Below are 15776 nucleotides of genomic sequence, written 5' to 3' on the forward strand. Positions count from 1 at the left end.
GTACTGGCAGTTTTTAACCATGTCTGTGTTCACCCCCCTGGCTCGGCCCGAGCTGGAAACCTTTCTCGCCCCTTATGGGCTCGGCCGCCTGCTTGACTTCCAGGGGATCGCCGCTGGTAGCGAAAACACCAACTTCTTCATCAGCCTGGAGCAGGGCGAGTTCGTCCTGACCCTGGTGGAGCGCGGCCCGGTCCAGGAAATGCCGTTCTTCATCGAACTGCTGGACGTGCTGCACCAGGCCGACCTGCCGGTGCCTTATGCGCTGCGCACCACAGACGGCGTGGCCCTGCGGGAATTGGCTGGCAAACCGGCGTTGCTGCAACCGCGCCTGGCAGGCAAGCACATCAAGGAAGCCAACGCCCAGCACTGTGCCCAGGTGGGTGAGTTGCTCGGGCATCTGCACGTGGCGACCAAGGACAACATGATCAAACGCAAGACCGATCGTGGCCTGGACTGGATGCAGGAGGAGGGCACCCAGCTGTTGTCGCATCTCGATACTCCCGCTCAAGACCTGCTGCAGCGGGCGCTGGATGAAATCACCAAACAGAAGACCAGCATCCTCGCCCTGCCCAGGGCCAACATCCACGCCGATCTGTTTCGCGACAACGCGATGTTCGAAGGCACCCACCTGACCGGCCTGATCGATTTCTACAACGCTTGCTCGGGGCCGATGCTCTACGACGTGGCCATTGCCTTGAACGACTGGTGCTCCGACGCCGAAGGCGTGATCGACGGACCACGGGCCCGGGCGCTGTTGGGTGCCTATGCGGCGCTGCGACCATTCACTGCGGCCGAGGCCGAACTCTGGCCGACCATGCTGCGGGTAGCCTGCGTGCGCTTCTGGCTGTCACGACTGATTGCCGCCGAGAGTTTCGCCGGGCAGGACGTACTGATTCACGATCCAATGGAGTTCCAGCAGCGTCTGGCACAGCGGCAACAGGTCAGCCTCACGCTGCCGTTCGCCCTGTAAAACGCTTCGCGGGCCAGCCCGCTCCTACAGGTGCACTCTGTAGGAGCGGGCTGGCCCGCGAAAGTCGTCCCACAACAATCCCTGCTTAAAGCTGCTCCAGACAGCCCGCCAGATCGTTCCCCAATTTCTCCAGCACCTGCTCATAGCCCTGAGCGGTCGCGGGCGTATAACCACCCAGCGCATCCAGCTCCGCCAGTTTCACCGGCAGCCCGGCCACCAGGGTTTCCGCCAACCGCGGACGCAGAGGCGGCTCGCTGAACACACAGGTCTTGCCCACCTGCTGCAAACGCGCGCGCATGGCCGCCACGTGCTGCGCACCCGGCTGCACTTCCGCAGCAACGCTGAACACCCCGGCGTGCTTGAGGCCATAAGCGTCCTCGAAGTAATCGAATGCCTCATGGAAAACGAAGTAGGGCTTGCCGGCGATCCCCGCCAGACGAGCCTTCAAACGGGTATCCAGGGCATCCAGACGCTCATTGAATGCTTTCAGATTGCTCTGGTAACGGGCAGCGTTGGCCGGGTCGGCAGCACTCAAGTCCGCAGCAATGCGCGCCGCGATCACCCGGGCATTTATCGGCGACAGCCACAGGTGGGCATCCAGGGTTCCCGGGCGATGATCGTGATCGTGTTCGTCGGCTTCTTCGGCATGCGAGTGGCTATCTTCGGCGAAATGGCGAAGCTTCATGCCCGGCAGATCCTGCACCGCCACCGAGGGCAGGGTGCGTCCCTTAAGGACCCGCGGCAGAAAACCCTCCATGTCCGGGCCGATCCAGTACAGCAGGTCCACACTCTGCACCTTGCGTACGTCCGACGGACGCAGCGCATAGTTGTGCGGCGACGCACCCGGCGGCAGCAGCACCTCAGGAACCGCAACGCCGTCCTGCACCGCCGCCGCGATCAGTTGCAGCGGCTTGATGCTGGTGAGTACCCGGACTTCGGCCTGGGCCGAGCCGATCGCGAACAAGCTGAAGGTAAAAGCGACAAAAAGGCGAAAAAGTGTGGGCACGATGGACACTCGAAGAGGCGAGAACGGGTAACATAATAACGTCTCTCACAAACCTCGTCGCCGCTCATGCCTAAAACACCCCTTGCCAGCCGTCCACACGACCACTCTCACTGCGTACACAGCGCACTGTCTGAGGCCGACGCCCTGTGCGCACGGCAAGGCCTGCGCCTGACCGCCCTGCGTCGGCGGGTACTGGAGTTGGTGTGGCAAAGCCACAAGCCCCTGGGGGCTTACGACATTCTCGCCGTACTCAGCGAGCAGGACGGTCGCCGCGCCGCCCCGCCAACGGTTTACCGGGCCCTGGATTTCCTCCTGGAAAACGGCCTGGTACACCGCATCGCCTCGCTTAACGCCTTCGTCGGCTGCAACCACCCGGAACACGCGCACCAGGGCCAGTTCCTGATCTGTCGCGAATGCCACGCCGCCATCGAGCTCGAACAGAAATCCATCAGCGACGCCATCATCACCAGCGCTCGCGACGTCGGCTTCGTGGTCGAGGGCCAGACCGTCGAAGTGGTCGGACTCTGCTCGGGCTGCCAGGGGGCTTGATGAGCACTGCGTTGATCCGCCTCGAGCAGGTCGGGGTGACCTTTGCCGGGCAGAACGTCCTGGACAACATCCAGCTCAGCGTCGAGCCCGGGCAGATCGTGACCCTGATCGGCCCCAACGGCGCCGGCAAGACCACCTTGGTGCGCGCCGTACTGGGCCTGCTCAAGCCCGACAGCGGCAGCGTCTGGCGCAAGCCCAAGCTGCGGGTCGGCTACATGCCGCAAAAGCTCCATGTCGACCCGACCCTGCCCCTGTCGGTGCTGCGCTTTCTGCGCCTGGTGCCGGGAGTGGATCGCAGCCGAGCCTTGGCAGCCCTCAAGGAAGTCGGCGCCGAGCAGGTGATCGACAGCCCGGTGCAAAGCATTTCCGGCGGCGAAATGCAGCGCGTGCTGCTGGCCCGGGCATTGCTGCGCGAGCCTGAACTGCTGGTACTCGACGAGCCGGTACAAGGCGTTGACGTCGCCGGCCAGGCCGAGCTCTACAGCCTGATCACTCGCCTGCGGGACCGGCATGGCTGCGGCGTGCTGATGGTCTCCCATGACTTGCATCTGGTAATGAGCACCACCGACCAGGTGGTCTGCCTGAACCGCCACGTCTGCTGCTCGGGCCACCCCGAACAGGTCAGCGGCGATCCCGCCTTCGTCGAGCTGTTTGGCAAGAACGCGCCAAGCCTGGCGATCTACCACCACCATCACGATCACGCCCATGACCTGCATGGCTCGGTGGTCACCCAGCCCGCCTCGGGCCACCCCCATGTCCACGGAGAAAACTGCAAGCATGGCTGATTTTCTGCTCTACGCCCTGCTCGCAGGTTTGGCCCTGGCGGTGGTTGCCGGCCCCTTGGGGTCCTTCGTGGTCTGGCGGCGCATGGCCTACTTTGGCGACACCCTGTCCCATGCTGCGCTCCTGGGAGTCGCCCTGGGTTTCCTGCTGGATGTCAGCCCCGCCGTGGCCGTCACCGTAGGTTGCCTGTTGCTGGCGGTGCTGCTGGTGACCCTGCAACAACGCCAGCCTCTGGCATCCGACACGCTGCTGGGGATTCTTGCTCCCAGCACCCTGTCCCTGGGCCTGGTGGTACTAAGCTTCATGCATGAAGTGCGAATCGACCTGATGGCCTACCTGTTCGGTGACCTGCTGGCGATCAGCCCGGGCGATCTGGCGTGGATTCTCGGCGGCAGCGCAGCGGTGCTGTTGCTGCTGGTGGCACTGTGGCGGCCCCTGCTGGCAATCACCGTGCACGAGGAGTTGGCCAAGGTCGAAGGCCTGCCCGTGGCTTCGCTGCGCCTGGCGCTGATGCTGTTGATTGCCGTGGTGATTGCGGTGGCAATGAAGATTGTCGGGGTATTGCTGATTACCTCGTTGCTGATCATCCCGGCCGCTGCGGCACAGCGTCACGCCCGTTCGCCAGAGCAGATGGCCCTGGGCGCAAGCCTGCTGGGCATGCTCGCGGTGTGCGGCGGGCTGGCGCTGTCCTGGTTCAAGGACACCCCGGCCGGGCCGTCGATCGTGGTCACGGCCGCCGCATTGTTTCTGCTGAGTTTTGTTCTGCCCCGTCGAGGGGTGTAGACTTGCTCGCTTTTTGCGCAATTAGAGAGTCGCAGGAATGAAGCCGTTCGCCTCCCGTTATCTGCTCCTTGTCGCATTCTCCCTGCTGCTGGGGGCCTGCCAAAGCACGCCACCGGCGACCACCCAGGTCCCCGATGCGCGGGCCTCGGCCATCGCGCAGCTGGAACAAAACATTGCCAGCAGTGAGCTGGCCACCGCTGAAGACCAACTCAGTGCGCTGCAGGCACAAACGCCTGACGACCCACAGTTGGTGCAATACCAGCGGCAGATTGCCGAAGCCTATCTGCAGCGCAGCCAGATCGTCCTGCAAAAGGGCGATGTGAATGCCGCGGCCACAGCCCTGAGTCGGGCTCGGGCGCTGATGCCCAAGGCGCCGGCGCTGACCGGTGGTGTCAACAACGCCATCGCTCATGCACGCAAGGCCGAGCTGGACCAGGCCGAAGCCGCCTTGAAGGCTGCCGAAGCGCGCCCAGCGGCCAAGCTGATCGATCCTGCGGCCCAGAGCACCACCATCGCCTTGAACGTCACCGATATCCGCAAGCTGCGTCATCAGCTCGATGCGCTGGCCACCGATGTGGTGAATTATCAGTGCGACGTGAGCATCCAGGTGCCGCGCACCGAGGATTATCCCTGGCTGTCGACCTTGCTCGGCAAGCGGGTGAAGAAGCTCGACCCCGACTTTGAACAGAAGATCAGCCGACAGATCGTGCGCCACGTACCGGCGCAGATGGTCTTGAGCCCGCGCAAGGCGCAGTAAAGCCTTCGCCGGCAAGCCGGCTCCTACCGGGAGCGGGCTGGTCGGCGAAAGTTTGTTCAGGCCGGGATTGCCTTGGCCTTTTCCTCTCGATCCCAGACCCGATGCTGCCCAATGGCGGCAAAGAACGCTTTGAATGCCTTGGCATCTCCTCCAACGATCAAGCCCTTGTCCGCTTCCAGCTTGAGCACCGCCAGCAGCTCCCGGGCTTCGCCGTGCAAGGCGATGGCCTTGAGATGTTTGTAGGCCTCCAACAGGTAATGCAGCGCCACACCATTGCCGCTCAGGGTCTTGATCGACTGCGCACCGCCCGGCACGAACACCGCGTCGAACGCCACTGACGGCAGGCCCTCCATGGAAGCATCCACCGGCAAACGCTTGCCGTCCGCGGTGGTGACCGGTGCCGAGGTCGGCCCCAACAGCTTAGCGTGCGCCCCTTCGGCCGTGAGAGCCTTCTTCAACGCGTCAATCGCTGCACCATCAACGCCGTTGGCCGCAAGAATCGCCACTTTCCGCGTTTTGATATGACCCGGCAGCAGGTTCGCCTGGCTCAGGGCCGGCGAGCGTGTCAGCGACGTCTTGCGCTCAGCCACAGTGGCCTTCTTCGGCGCCGCCAGGCCCAGGTTCTCGGCCACACGAGCGGCCAGGTGCAGATCGATGTTGGCGAGAATTTCGTTTACCTGCCGCTCACGGATCCACTGCCGCTCGACCTTGCCCAGCTCGAAGCTGTAGGCCGCGATGATGTGTTCCTGCTCGTGCTTGCTCATGCTGTTGAAGAACAGCCGTGCCTGGGAGAAGTGATCGCCGAACGACTCGCTGCGCTGGCGGATCTTGTGGGCATCGATGCGCTCGTTATAACTCTCGAAACCACCATCCTGGGCCGCCGGCGGGGTTTCTTTCGGCCAGCCACCATCAATGGAGTTCGGCTCGTAGGCAGCCCGCCCCTTGTCGATGGTGCTGCGGTGCATGGCGTCGCGCTGACCATTGTGTAAAGGGGTCAGCGGTCGGTTGATGGGCAGCTCATGAAAGTTCGGCCCACCCAGGCGACTGATCTGCGTATCGGTGTAGGAAAACAGCCGCCCTTGCAGCAACGGGTCGTTGGAGAAATCGATCCCCGGCACGATGTGCCCCGGGCAGAAGGCGACCTGCTCGGTTTCGGCAAAATAATTGTCGGGGTTGCGGTTGAGCACCATCTTGCCCAGGGGCGTGATGGGCACCAGTTCCTCGGGGATCAGCTTGGTGGGGTCGAGAATGTCGAAGTCGAAATTGTGTTCGTCTTCTTCGGCGATGATCTGCACGCCGAACTCCCACTCCGGGTAATCCCCGGCTTCGATGGAGTCCCACAGGTCACGGCGATGGAAGTCGGTGTCCTTGCCGGCGAGCTTCTGCGCCTCGTCCCAGACCAGGGAACAGGTGCCCACCGTCGGCCGCCAGTGAAACTTGACGAAGCTTGCGCGCCCCTCGGCGTTGATCAAACGAAAGGTGTGCACGCCAAAGCCCTGCATGCTGCGCAGGCTTTTCGGAATGGCCCGGTCGGACATGGCCCAGATCACCATGTGCGCCGATTCCGGCTGCAGGGAGACGAAGTCCCAGAAGGTGTCGTGGGCCGAGCCGCCGGTGGGGATCTCATTGTGGGGTTCGGGTTTCACCGCATGCACGAAGTCGGGGAACTTGATCGCGTCCTGGATGAAGAACACCGGCATGTTGTTGCCCACCAGGTCGAAGTTGCCCTCGTCGGTGAAGAATTTCACTGCAAATCCCCGGACATCACGCACGGTATCGCCGGAACCTCTTGGTCCCTGGACCGTGGAAAAGCGCACGAACACCGGGGTCTTCTTCTGCGGATCGCGCAGGAAACCGGCCTTGGTCAGCGCCGAATGATTGTCGTAGCTCTGGAAGTAGCCATGGGCGCCAACACCCCGGGCGTGGACGATGCGCTCGGGAATCCGCTCATGGTCGAAGTGGGTGATCTTCTCCCGCATGATGAAGTCTTCCAGCAGCGAAGGACCACGAGCGCCCGCCTTGAGGCTGTTCTGGTTGTCAGCGACCTTCACCCCCTGATTGGTCCGCAGGGCCTGGCCCGTGGCGTCGGAGCGGAACGGCTCCAGGCTCTGCAACTTGATGTTGCTGTTGCCCCGGTCCAGGGTATCGGTCCCGGCCATCTGGCTTTTCGGGGCATTGGGTTTTTTCGTACTCATCAGACAAAAACTCCTCGTTGGCGAAGTCCCTGGCACGCCGGGGCTTCGTGAACACAGGCCCGCAGGCACGGCACCTGGGGCTTCTCGAGTGGCTTAAGTAGTGACTGACGAGAAACTGCGAGCGTTCCTTTTTTATGACCTTTGATCGCGTTATTGCCAAATGGCAGGATGATTGCGAAATAAATGCTAAGAACCTCTATACGGACAGGCTAAAATGCGCGCCCGGCTAACCGCTGATCCTTTTCTAACGCGCCCCACAAGGTTCGCTACGTGATCGAGTTTCAAAACGTCCATAAAACCTACCGGGTCGCCGGTAAGGATATTCCCGCCCTGCACCCGACCAGTCTTCGGGTCGAGAATGGTCAGGTGTTCGGCCTGATCGGTCATTCCGGCGCGGGCAAAAGCACGCTGCTGCGCCTGATCAACCGCCTGGAAAACCCCAGCGGCGGCACGATCATCGTCGACGGTGAAGAAGTCACCGCGCTGGACGCCAACGGCCTGCGCCGCTTCCGCCAACAGGTCGGGATGATCTTCCAGCACTTCAATCTGCTGTCCTCCAAGACTGTGGCTGACAACGTCGCCTTGCCCCTGACCCTGGCCGGCGAGCTGTCGCGCAGCGACATCGAACGCCGTGTGGCTGAGTTGCTGGAGCGGGTCGGCCTGTCCGACCACGCCAAGAAATACCCGGCACAACTGTCCGGCGGCCAGAAACAGCGCGTCGGCATCGCCCGCGCCCTGGCCACCAAGCCAAAGATCCTGCTGTGCGACGAAGCCACCAGCGCCCTCGATCCGCAGACCACGGCCTCGGTCCTGCAACTGCTGGCCGAGATCAATCGCGAGCTGAACCTGACCATCGTTCTGATCACCCACGAGATGGACGTGATCCGTCGCGTCTGTGACCAGGTGGCGGTCATGGACGCCGGCCAGATCGTCGAACAGGGCTCGGTGGCCGAGGTGTTCCTGCACCCCAAGCACCCGACCACCAAACGCTTCGTCCAGGAAGACGAGCAGATCGACGAGAACGAGCAACGCGACGACTTCGCCCACGTACCGGGGCGTATCGTGCGCCTGACTTTCCAGGGCGATTCCACCTACGCACCGCTGCTGGGCACTGTGGCCCGGGAGACCGGGGTCGACTACAGCATCCTCGCCGGACGCATCGACCGCATCAAAGACACCCCTTACGGGCAACTGACCCTGGCCATCACCGGCGGTGACATGGAAGCGGCCTTCGCCCGCTTCACCGCGGCGGATGTCCACATGGAGGTGCTGCGCTAATGAGCGGCTTACTGCATTACTTCGACAACGTTGACTGGGCCGATATCGGAGTGGCAACCAGCGACACCATGGTCATGCTCAGCACGTCCCTGGTATTCACCGTACTGGTGGGCCTGCCGCTGGGGGTCTTGCTGTTCCTGTGCAGCCCAAGGCAGTTGCTGGAACAGAAAAATGTCTATTCGATCCTGGGCTTTGTGGTCAACGCCATCCGCTCGCTGCCGTTCATCATCCTGCTGATTGTGATGATTCCGACCACTATCCTCATCACGGGCACCTCCCTGGGTGTGGCGGGCGCCATCCCTCCGCTGGTGGTGGGCGCTTCCACCTTCTTCGCGCGCCTGGTGGAAACCGCTCTGCGTGAAGTGGATCGCGGCATTATCGAGGCCACCCAGGCCATGGGCGCCACGACCCGGCAGATCATCATGAACGCCCTGCTGCCCGAGGCCTGCCCCGGTATCATCGCGGCGATCACGGTCACCGCCATCGCCCTGGTCGGCTACACCGCCATGGCCGGTGTCGTGGGTGCAGGCGGCCTCGGTGACCTGGCCATTCGTTATGGTTACCAGCGTTTCCAGGACGATGTGATGGTGGTGACCGTGGTAATGCTGATTGTGTTGGTTCAGGTTCTGCAAACCGTTGGCGATAAGCTGGTGGTGCACTTTTCCCGCAAATAATTGCAATCGCCGGCCCCGGCCGGCAGGCGCCCGGGGTCGGGCGACTTACAAGGAGCTTGTTCGATGAAAAAACTACTCGTCGCTTTCGCAGCCGTTGCCGCGTTCTCCGCGCACGCCGCCGAAACCCTGACCGTGGCCGCCACACCGGTGCCCCACGCCGAGATCCTGGAATTCGTCAAACCGGCCCTGGCCAAAGAAGGCGTGGACCTGAAGGTCAAGGTCTTCACCGACTACGTGCAGCCCAACGTGCAAGTGGCCGAAAAACGCCTGGACGCCAACTTCTTCCAGCACCAGCCATACCTGGATGAGTTCAACAAGGCCAAGGGCACCAAGCTGGTGAGCGTGGCCGGCGTGCACCTGGAACCCCTGGGCGCCTACTCCAGCAAATACAAGCAACTCTCCGAACTGCCAGGCGGCGCCACCGTGGTGATCCCCAACGACGCCACCAACGGCGGTCGCGCCCTGTTGCTGCTGGACAAGGCCGGCCTGATCAAGCTCAAGGATTCCAACAACATCCTGGCCACCATCAAGGACATCACGGAGAACTCCAAGGACCTGAAGTTCCGCGAACTGGAAGCCGCCACCATCCCCCGCGTGCTGACTCAGGTCGACCTGGCCCTGATCAACACCAACTACGCCCTGCAGGCCAAGCTGGACCCTTCCAAGGATGCCCTGGTGATCGAAGGCAAGGATTCGCCTTACGTGAACATCCTGGTCGCCCGTCCTGACGACAAGGACTCGGACGCCATGAAGAAACTGGTCGCCGCCCTGCACAGCCCAGAAGTGAAGCAATTCATTCTCGAGAAGTACAAAGGCGCCGTGCTGCCAGCGTTCTGATCGGTTGCAGAAATACAAACGGGGCGCCTTGGGGCGCCCCGTTTTGTTTGTAGCCGCTGCCGAAGGCTGCGATAAGGCGCGAAGCGCCTTCCGAGGGCCTCAAGCACGCGTCCTCTTCGAGGCCGATCGCAGCCTGCGGCAGCGGCTACAGGGTTCAGCGGTTCAGCGGTTCAGCGGTTCAGCGGTTCAGCGGTTCAGCGGTTCAGCGGTTCAAGCATGCCGCGTTATTGGCGCTGCAACATCACCGGCAACTGGGCCACCAGCTTCTGGTTGTTCAACGGTGCGCGGATAAAGCCACGCTGGTGACCGTCCGGACCGATCACCGCGAGGTTGCCGCTGTGGTCCACGGTGTAATTGGGCTTGCTGGTGTCCGCCGGAATGAAGGGAATGCTCACCGCGTTGGCCAGCTTCTGCAGGTCTTCCACCGAGGCGGCGGTCAGGCCCTTGAAGTCCTTGTCGAAATAGCCCAGGTACTGCTTGAGCTGTTGCGGCGTATCGCGGTTGGGGTCGACGCTGACCAGGATCACCTGCAGCTTGTCCACCGCCTCCTTGGGCAGCTCACTCTTGATCTGCCGCAGTTGGGCCAGGGTGGTGGGGCAGATGTCCGGGCAGAAGGTATAGCCGAAGAACAGCAGCGACCACTTGCCCTTCAACTCATCGATCACCACGGTCTGGCCGTCCTGGTCGAGCATCTTCACCGCAGGCAGGGTACGGCTCTGGGGCAGGAGGATGATGCCGGCGTCGATCAATGCGGTGGGATCGCCCTGACCCTTGCCGGACAGTACTTTGTTGACGGTCAGCCCCAGGATCAGGGCCACCAGCGCAACGAGAATAAAGACGGTTTTCTGAGTTCGAGTCATAGGTTCAACAATAGGTAGTGGTCTACGAGCAGGGCGATGAACAGCAGGAACAAGTAGTAAATAGAGTACTTGAAGGTGTTGATCGCCGCGTGCGGCCGAGTGCCACGGTACAGCACCCAGGCCCATTGCAGGAAGCGCCCGCCCAGAAGCAAAGCGCACACCAGGTACAGCACGCCGCTCATGTGGATGGCATAGGGCAGCAGGCTGACCGCCAGCAGGGCAAAGGTATAGAGCAGGATGTGCACCTTGGTGTAGTGCTCACCGTGGGTCACCGGCAGCATCGGGATATCGGCCTTGGCGTATTCCTCCTTGCGATGGATGGCCAGGGCCCAGAAGTGCGGCGGGGTCCAGGCGAAAATGATCAGCACCAGCAGCAGCGGCTCGGCGCTCAAGTGCCCGGTAGCAGCAACCCAGCCCAGCAGCGGCGGCGCCGCACCGGCCAGCCCGCCGATCACGATGTTCTGCGGCGTCGCGCGTTTCAGAAAGCCGGTGTAGACCACCGCGTAGCCCAGCAGGGACGCCAGGGTCAGCCAGGCCGTGAGCGGATTGGTGAACGCCAGCAGCAGCGCTTGCCCGGCCAACGCGAGGCACAGGGCGAACGCCAAGGCCGCCCGGGGTGAAACCCGGCCTTGGGCCAGGGGCCGTTTGTGGGTCCGGGCCATCAGCGCGTCGATGCGCCGGTCCACCACATGGTTCACCGCCGCCGCGCCACCCGCACACAGAGCAATGCCCAGGTTACCGAACACCAGCACCGTCCACGGCACCCCCGCGCGGGTGGCGAGGAACATGCCCACCAGGGAGGTGATCAGCATCAGCACCACCACCTTGGGTTTGGTCAGTTCCAGGTAATCGCGCCAGATGGCCTGGGGATGCTGACGTTCGCTGATCAGAGTCGCCATGGCATCTCTCCTTTGATGGTGATGGGACCCGCCATCTGTTTGCGCGGGCTCAGACGCCAGCCCAGGGGCAGGCGATCCCGGGCCTGCACCAGGCTGGTACGGGCGTGATAGTTGACCAGCACCAGGGTCAGCAGCAGCGCCGCGCCCCCGGCGTTATGCGCCACCGCCACCGGCAGCGGCAAATGGAACAGCACGTTGCTGATGCCCAGGCTGACCTGCGCCGCCAGCGCCACCAACACCAGCCCGGCCAGACGGGTCATGCCGGTTTGCCGGAGTTGCCAGGCCAGCCCCAGCAACACCAGGGTCACCAGCACCGCGCCGACCCGGTGGGTCATGTGGATGGCGGTGCGGGCGTCGCTGTCCAATTGTCCGCCCAGGTAGTTGGGGCCGATGTGCTGGGTCAGGTGAAAGCCGTTGGCAAAATCCATGTTCGGCCACCACTGGCCATGGCAGGTGGGCAGGTCGATGCAGGCCACGGCGGCGTAGTTGGAGCTGACCCAGCCGCCCAGGGCGATCTGCCCGATCACCAGCACCAGCCCGGCCGTTGCCCAGTGCTGCAGACGCCGCGGCACAATCAGCGCCGGCAGCACGCCGGACAGGCGCAAGGTCAGCAGGAACAGCAGGCTCAAGGTGGCAAAGCCCCCCAACAGGTGCGCGGTGACCACTTGCGGCCAGAGCTTGAGGGTGACCGTCCACATGCCGAAGGCCGCCTGGGCAAACACCACCACCATCAGGAACAGCGGCAGCTTCAGGGGCTGCCCGGGATGCCGGCGATGGGTCCAGGCCCGGGCCGCCAGCAGCACGATCAACAGCCCCAGGGTGCCGGCAAAATAGCGGTGGATCATCTCGTTCCAGCCCTTGTGGGCTTCCACCGGGGTGTCGGGAAAATGCAGTTCGGCATGGGCCAGTTGGGCTTCGCTGTTCGGCACGCTGATAAACCCGTAGCAGCCGGGCCAGTCCGGGCAGCCCAGGCCCGCGTGGGTCAGCCGGGTGTAGGCGCCCAGCAGCACCACGATCAGAGCCAGCAAAGTGGCAAACAACGCGAGGCGAAATCCAGGTTTGGCCATAACGATGCCCTTATCCGATGTTCGACAGTTTCAGCAGGTGCCGCAGGTCGTTGAGCAGGTCCTTGCCCTTGACCCGAGCGTCGTAGCGCAACACCAGATTGCTGTGGGGATCGACGATCCACAGCTGCGGCGCGTCCTTGTCGCTGACGCCTTTGGCATAGGTCGCCAGGTCCAGGGGGTAGCGTTGCAACTGCGGGTACTCGCGCTGCAGCCTGGCTTGGTATTCGGCGCTCAGCGGCTGGGCGCTGGCCAGGGCATGGCTGGCCCGCGAAGCATCACGGCCCAGGGCCACCTGGATCTGCCGCGCCAGGTACACCAGTTGCTGGCAATCGGCATCACACGCCTTGGGGGCCGTGACCAGGATCTGCCAGCGATCCTCCTCGGACTGCACGCCGATCTGCGCCCGGGTCTGGCCATTGCCAATCAGTTCACCGTGATAGCTGCGGCTTTCCGGCACCCAGAACTGCAGCTTGTACATGCCGGTGGCGAGGATCATCGGACCGATCACCATCAGCAGGATCAGGATCAGTTGCCAACGGCCGCGGCGCCGGTTGGGCACCTGGGCGTCAGAGATGTTGGGTGGATTCATGGCCGTTCCCATGGCGGTTCTCCCGTGCGTTGTGCCAGCCGAAATAGAGATAGAGGAGCAGCAGGGCCAGGGCCATGGCGAACCACTGCACGGCATAGCCCAGGTGTTTTTCCGGCCCCATGGCCACCACCGGCCAAGCCGTCAGGTAGGCGCCAGCACCGGACTCCTGACGCACTTCATGCTTGAAGCCGCTGCGGCCAAGCTCGGCCCAGAGAGCCTCCGGGTTCACGGCGGTGATCAATCGTGGCCAGCGCGCAGCCGCCGGGTCGGCCTGCAGTTGGAACGCCGCGCCCGGAGAAACGTAGACCCAGGCATCCAGACTCAGGCTCTGTTCCGGGGTGCTGAATGCCGCAGGCGTGCGCCGATCGGGCCAGGGCAGCCAGCCACGATTGACCAGCAACCAGCGCCCGCTGGCCTGATCGAGGAAGGGTTGCAGCAGCTCGACCCCGACCTGGCCGTCGTGCAGGCGGTTGTCCAGGAGCAGGCTGTGATCGGCATCGAAATGACCGTGCAGGCGCACCCGGCGAAAGGCCGGGTCCTCGACCGCCAGCAACTCGAACAACGACACCGGCTCGGCCGCGCGGCGCTCGGCGTAGCTGGTCAGCAATTGGCGCTTCTGCTCGCCACGGCTCAATTGCCAGAAGCCCAGGGAAACCAGCGCAGGCAGCAGCAACAGCACCACCAGGGTCGGCACGACTCCCGGCCGGAAGCCTTTCATGAACGGCCCGCAAGGCTGAGAAATCCACTCGCTATACTGCTGTACATCGCGTTTCCCCCGGAGTCCCACCATGCTCAAAGCAGCCATCGTCCTGATGCTGATTGCCACGGTTATCAGCCTGTTCAGCGGCCTGTTCTTTCTGGTCAAGGACGACAGCCAATCCAAACGCCTGGTGACCGCCTTGAGTATTCGGGTATGCCTGGCCGCGATCACCGTGGGCTTGATCGCCTGGGGTTTCTTCAGCGGCCAGCTGGTGTCCCACGCGCCCTGGTAGGGCGCAGCAGGCCCTCAGAGCACGTAGACAAAAACGAACAGGCCGATCCACACCACATCGACGAAGTGCCAGTACCAGCTGGCTGCTTCAAAGCCGAACTGATGTTCGGCGTCGAAATGCCCACGCATGATGCGCATCAGCATCACGAACAGGATCAAGGTGCCGATGGTCACGTGGGCGCCGTGGAAACCGGTGAGCATGAAGAAGGTGGCGCCGTAGATCCCCGAGCCCAGCGTCAGGCCCAGCTCGCGATAGGCGTGGATGTACTCTTCGGCCTGGAAGCCGAGGAAGGCGCACCCCAGCAGCACGGTCAGCGCCAGCCAGATTTTCAGCGCTCCACGATGGCCTTTCTTCAGGGCATGGTGGGCGATGGTCACGGTGACACTGGAACTGACCAGCAGCACAGTGTTGAGCAGCGGCAAGCCCCAGGGGCTGATGGTGCCCGTGGGCGATGGAAAGAGTTTCGGATCGGGGTTGTTGAGCAGGGGCCAGACGAACTCGAAGTTCGGCCAGAGCATATGGGCGATGCCCTTGTTCCCCTCACCGCCGAGCCAGGGCCCGGACAGGTGTCGCACATAGAACAGCGCGCCGAAGAAGGCCAGGAAGAACATCACTTCGGAAAAGATGAACCAACTCATGCCCCAGCGGAACGAGCGGTCCAGCTGAGCACTGTACAAGCCGGCGCGGCTTTCCTTGATCACCGCGCCAAACCAGCCGAACAGCATGTAGGCCAGCAGCAGGCTACCGACGAAAAAGATCAGCGGGCCATGGGATTCCGGGCGCGCCGCCTTGAGGTCGTTGAACCAGGTCGCCAGGCCGAACACGGTGACGAACATGCCCACCGTCGCAATGATCGGCCACTTGCTCTGGGCAGGAACGTAATAGTGCTCATGAGTCGCCATGGGTTGTTCTCCTTATCGGGCACGCCAGATCGTCTATCCACCGGTCTTGGCGGCAACCGCCACCGGTGGATGACGCGCGGTGATATCGAACAGCGTGTAAGCCAACGTCAGGTGCTTCACATCCTTGGGCATGTCGCGGTCAACGATGAAACGCACCGGCATCTCGATCTTCTCCCCGGGCTGCAGCACCTGCTGGGTAAAGCAGAAGCACTCGGTCTTGTGGAAATACATGGCCGCGCTGCTGGGGGAGATGCTCGGGATGGCCTGGGCGCTCATCGGGTGATCGCTGGGGTTGCGGGCGATGAAGACCATCTCGTTCACCGCCCCCGGATGGACCACGATGTCATCGGACTTGGGATAGAACTCCCAGACCATGTCGATGGCATTGGTGGACAGGAACTGCACCCGCACCTGGCGCGAAGCGTCGATCTGCTGCCCCTGGTCCGCGTACTGCCCGCCGGTCTTGCCATTGATGCCCAAGGCCTTGCACATCACGTCGTAGATCGGCACCAGGGCAAAACCGAAAACGAACATCGCCGCCACCACCAGCAACAGGCGGGTCACCAGCTTCTTCAGCGAGATCTCGGCCATCTCAACGTCCTCCCGAACCTGTAGGAGCCGGCTTGCCGACGAGC

The 15776-nt window shown here is 63.1% G+C and carries 18 protein-coding genes; 9 read left to right on the forward strand and 9 right to left on the reverse strand.

Features of this window, described 5'->3' with window-relative positions:
• The first annotated feature begins 19 nt into the window (after positions 1-19).
• Positions 20-970: a homoserine kinase gene (locus tag J5M73_RS00200; protein ID WP_102862492.1), complete on the forward strand. Its 951-nt coding sequence runs from the start codon at positions 20-22 to the stop codon at positions 968-970.
• Between the two features lie 85 nt (positions 971-1055).
• On the opposite strand, the gene J5M73_RS00205 is transcribed toward J5M73_RS00200, so the two are convergent.
• The gene (locus J5M73_RS00205) at positions 1056-1985 is read right to left on the reverse strand and encodes a zinc ABC transporter substrate-binding protein ZnuA (RefSeq protein WP_102862491.1); all 930 of its coding nucleotides are present in this window, start codon (positions 1983-1985) and stop codon (positions 1056-1058) included.
• Between the two features lie 57 nt (positions 1986-2042).
• Between J5M73_RS00205 and zur the strand changes: the two genes are divergently transcribed.
• Genes zur through J5M73_RS00225 form a run of 4 tightly spaced genes read left to right on the forward strand, consistent with a single transcriptional unit; the run spans position 2043 to position 4848 of the window.
• Entirely contained in the window at positions 2043-2525 is a 483-nt protein-coding gene (gene zur, locus J5M73_RS00210) for a zinc uptake transcriptional repressor Zur (RefSeq protein ID WP_060836879.1), read from the forward strand.
• Positions 2525-3310, forward strand: coding sequence for a zinc ABC transporter ATP-binding protein ZnuC (znuC, locus tag J5M73_RS00215; protein ID WP_102881444.1), 786 nt, complete (start codon positions 2525-2527; stop codon positions 3308-3310). Before zur ends, znuC begins: the two co-directional genes overlap by 1 nt.
• Positions 3303-4091 carry a zinc ABC transporter permease subunit ZnuB gene (gene znuB / locus J5M73_RS00220; RefSeq protein ID WP_102862489.1) on the forward strand — a complete coding sequence of 263 codons (789 nt, stop codon included), beginning with the start codon at positions 3303-3305 and terminating at the stop codon, positions 4089-4091. The genes znuC and znuB overlap by 8 nt, the downstream gene beginning before the upstream one ends.
• Before the next feature lie 37 nt (positions 4092-4128).
• Entirely contained in the window at positions 4129-4848 is a 720-nt protein-coding gene (locus J5M73_RS00225) for a PA5502 family lipoprotein (RefSeq protein ID WP_102881442.1), read from the forward strand.
• Positions 4849-4904: 56 nt separating this feature from the next.
• Here the strand turns inward: J5M73_RS00225 and katE are convergent, their stop codons facing one another.
• On the reverse strand, positions 4905-7079 hold the full coding sequence (katE, locus tag J5M73_RS00230) for a catalase HPII (RefSeq protein ID WP_347709939.1): 2175 nt from the start codon (positions 7077-7079) through the stop codon (positions 4905-4907).
• Positions 7080-7313: 234 nt separating this feature from the next.
• On the opposite strand from katE, the gene J5M73_RS00235 reads away from it, so the two are divergent.
• The 3 genes from J5M73_RS00235 (at position 7314) to J5M73_RS00245 (ending at position 9832) form a co-directional block, all read left to right on the forward strand.
• A complete protein-coding gene (locus tag J5M73_RS00235; RefSeq protein ID WP_102862486.1) occupies positions 7314-8321 on the forward strand; it encodes a methionine ABC transporter ATP-binding protein in 1008 nt (335 codons plus the stop codon).
• A complete protein-coding gene (locus J5M73_RS00240; RefSeq protein WP_102862485.1) occupies positions 8321-8995 on the forward strand; it encodes a methionine ABC transporter permease in 675 nt (224 codons plus the stop codon). Before J5M73_RS00235 ends, J5M73_RS00240 begins: the two co-directional genes overlap by 1 nt.
• Before the next feature lie 63 nt (positions 8996-9058).
• A complete protein-coding gene (locus J5M73_RS00245; protein ID WP_102862484.1) occupies positions 9059-9832 on the forward strand; it encodes a MetQ/NlpA family ABC transporter substrate-binding protein in 774 nt (257 codons plus the stop codon).
• A 224-nt stretch (positions 9833-10056) separates the two neighbouring features.
• Here J5M73_RS00245 and J5M73_RS00250 read toward each other — a convergent pair whose 3' ends face one another.
• The 5 genes from J5M73_RS00250 to J5M73_RS00270 are packed head-to-tail and all read right to left on the reverse strand — an operon-like array spanning position 10057 to position 13965.
• Positions 10057-10692, reverse strand: a complete 636-nt coding sequence (locus tag J5M73_RS00250; RefSeq protein WP_207814903.1) for an SCO family protein — start codon at positions 10690-10692, stop codon at positions 10057-10059.
• Positions 10689-11591: a heme o synthase gene (gene cyoE / locus J5M73_RS00255; protein WP_102862482.1), complete on the reverse strand. Its 903-nt coding sequence runs from the start codon at positions 11589-11591 to the stop codon at positions 10689-10691. Before cyoE ends, J5M73_RS00250 begins: the two co-directional genes overlap by 4 nt.
• Positions 11579-12658: a COX15/CtaA family protein gene (locus J5M73_RS00260; RefSeq protein WP_102862481.1), complete on the reverse strand. Its 1080-nt coding sequence runs from the start codon at positions 12656-12658 to the stop codon at positions 11579-11581. Before J5M73_RS00260 ends, cyoE begins: the two co-directional genes overlap by 13 nt.
• Positions 12659-12668: 10 nt before the next feature.
• Positions 12669-13259 carry a hypothetical protein gene (locus J5M73_RS00265; protein WP_207166840.1) on the reverse strand — a complete coding sequence of 197 codons (591 nt, stop codon included), beginning with the start codon at positions 13257-13259 and terminating at the stop codon, positions 12669-12671.
• Positions 13225-13965 carry an SURF1 family protein gene (locus tag J5M73_RS00270; protein ID WP_102862480.1) on the reverse strand — a complete coding sequence of 247 codons (741 nt, stop codon included), beginning with the start codon at positions 13963-13965 and terminating at the stop codon, positions 13225-13227. The genes J5M73_RS00265 and J5M73_RS00270 overlap by 35 nt, the downstream gene beginning before the upstream one ends.
• Before the next feature lie 70 nt (positions 13966-14035).
• Here J5M73_RS00270 and J5M73_RS00275 point away from each other — a divergent pair, with 70 nt between their 5' ends.
• Positions 14036-14239: a twin transmembrane helix small protein gene (locus tag J5M73_RS00275; RefSeq protein ID WP_016967712.1), complete on the forward strand. Its 204-nt coding sequence runs from the start codon at positions 14036-14038 to the stop codon at positions 14237-14239.
• Positions 14240-14253: 14 nt separating this feature from the next.
• Here the strand turns inward: J5M73_RS00275 and J5M73_RS00280 are convergent, their stop codons facing one another.
• Positions 14254-15141, reverse strand: coding sequence for a cytochrome c oxidase subunit 3 (locus J5M73_RS00280; RefSeq protein WP_102862479.1), 888 nt, complete (start codon positions 15139-15141; stop codon positions 14254-14256).
• Positions 15142-15174: 33 nt separating this feature from the next.
• Positions 15175-15732, reverse strand: coding sequence for a cytochrome c oxidase assembly protein (locus tag J5M73_RS00285; protein WP_102862478.1), 558 nt, complete (start codon positions 15730-15732; stop codon positions 15175-15177).
• Positions 15733-15776: the final 44 nt, after the last annotated feature.

The organism is Pseudomonas sp. 50_B (assembly GCF_017491625.1).
Classification (GTDB): domain Bacteria; phylum Pseudomonadota; class Gammaproteobacteria; order Pseudomonadales; family Pseudomonadaceae; genus Aquipseudomonas; species Aquipseudomonas danubii.

Excerpts from the sequence above, each read along its gene's own strand:
- J5M73_RS00265 (WP_207166840.1), bottom strand. The coding sequence starts at position 13,259 with ATGGGAACGGCCATGAATCCACCCAACATCTCTGACGCCCAGGTGCCC.
- J5M73_RS00240 (WP_102862485.1), top strand. The coding sequence starts at position 8,321 with ATGAGCGGCTTACTGCATTACTTCGACAACGTTGACTGGGCCGATATC.
- J5M73_RS00245 (WP_102862484.1), top strand. The coding sequence starts at position 9,059 with ATGAAAAAACTACTCGTCGCTTTCGCAGCCGTTGCCGCGTTCTCCGCG.
- J5M73_RS00260 (WP_102862481.1), bottom strand. The coding sequence starts at position 12,658 with ATGGCCAAACCTGGATTTCGCCTCGCGTTGTTTGCCACTTTGCTGGCT.
- znuC (WP_102881444.1), top strand. The coding sequence starts at position 2,525 with ATGAGCACTGCGTTGATCCGCCTCGAGCAGGTCGGGGTGACCTTTGCC.
- J5M73_RS00250 (WP_207814903.1), bottom strand. The coding sequence starts at position 10,692 with ATGACTCGAACTCAGAAAACCGTCTTTATTCTCGTTGCGCTGGTGGCC.
- J5M73_RS00280 (WP_102862479.1), bottom strand. The coding sequence starts at position 15,141 with ATGGCGACTCATGAGCACTATTACGTTCCTGCCCAGAGCAAGTGGCCG.
- J5M73_RS00285 (WP_102862478.1), bottom strand. The coding sequence starts at position 15,732 with ATGGCCGAGATCTCGCTGAAGAAGCTGGTGACCCGCCTGTTGCTGGTG.
- J5M73_RS00275 (WP_016967712.1), top strand. The coding sequence starts at position 14,036 with ATGCTCAAAGCAGCCATCGTCCTGATGCTGATTGCCACGGTTATCAGC.
- J5M73_RS00270 (WP_102862480.1), bottom strand. The coding sequence starts at position 13,965 with ATGAAAGGCTTCCGGCCGGGAGTCGTGCCGACCCTGGTGGTGCTGTTG.
- J5M73_RS00225 (WP_102881442.1), top strand. The coding sequence starts at position 4,129 with ATGAAGCCGTTCGCCTCCCGTTATCTGCTCCTTGTCGCATTCTCCCTG.
- cyoE (WP_102862482.1), bottom strand. The coding sequence starts at position 11,591 with ATGGCGACTCTGATCAGCGAACGTCAGCATCCCCAGGCCATCTGGCGC.
- znuB (WP_102862489.1), top strand. The coding sequence starts at position 3,303 with ATGGCTGATTTTCTGCTCTACGCCCTGCTCGCAGGTTTGGCCCTGGCG.
- J5M73_RS00200 (WP_102862492.1), top strand. The coding sequence starts at position 20 with ATGTCTGTGTTCACCCCCCTGGCTCGGCCCGAGCTGGAAACCTTTCTC.
- zur (WP_060836879.1), top strand. The coding sequence starts at position 2,043 with ATGCCTAAAACACCCCTTGCCAGCCGTCCACACGACCACTCTCACTGC.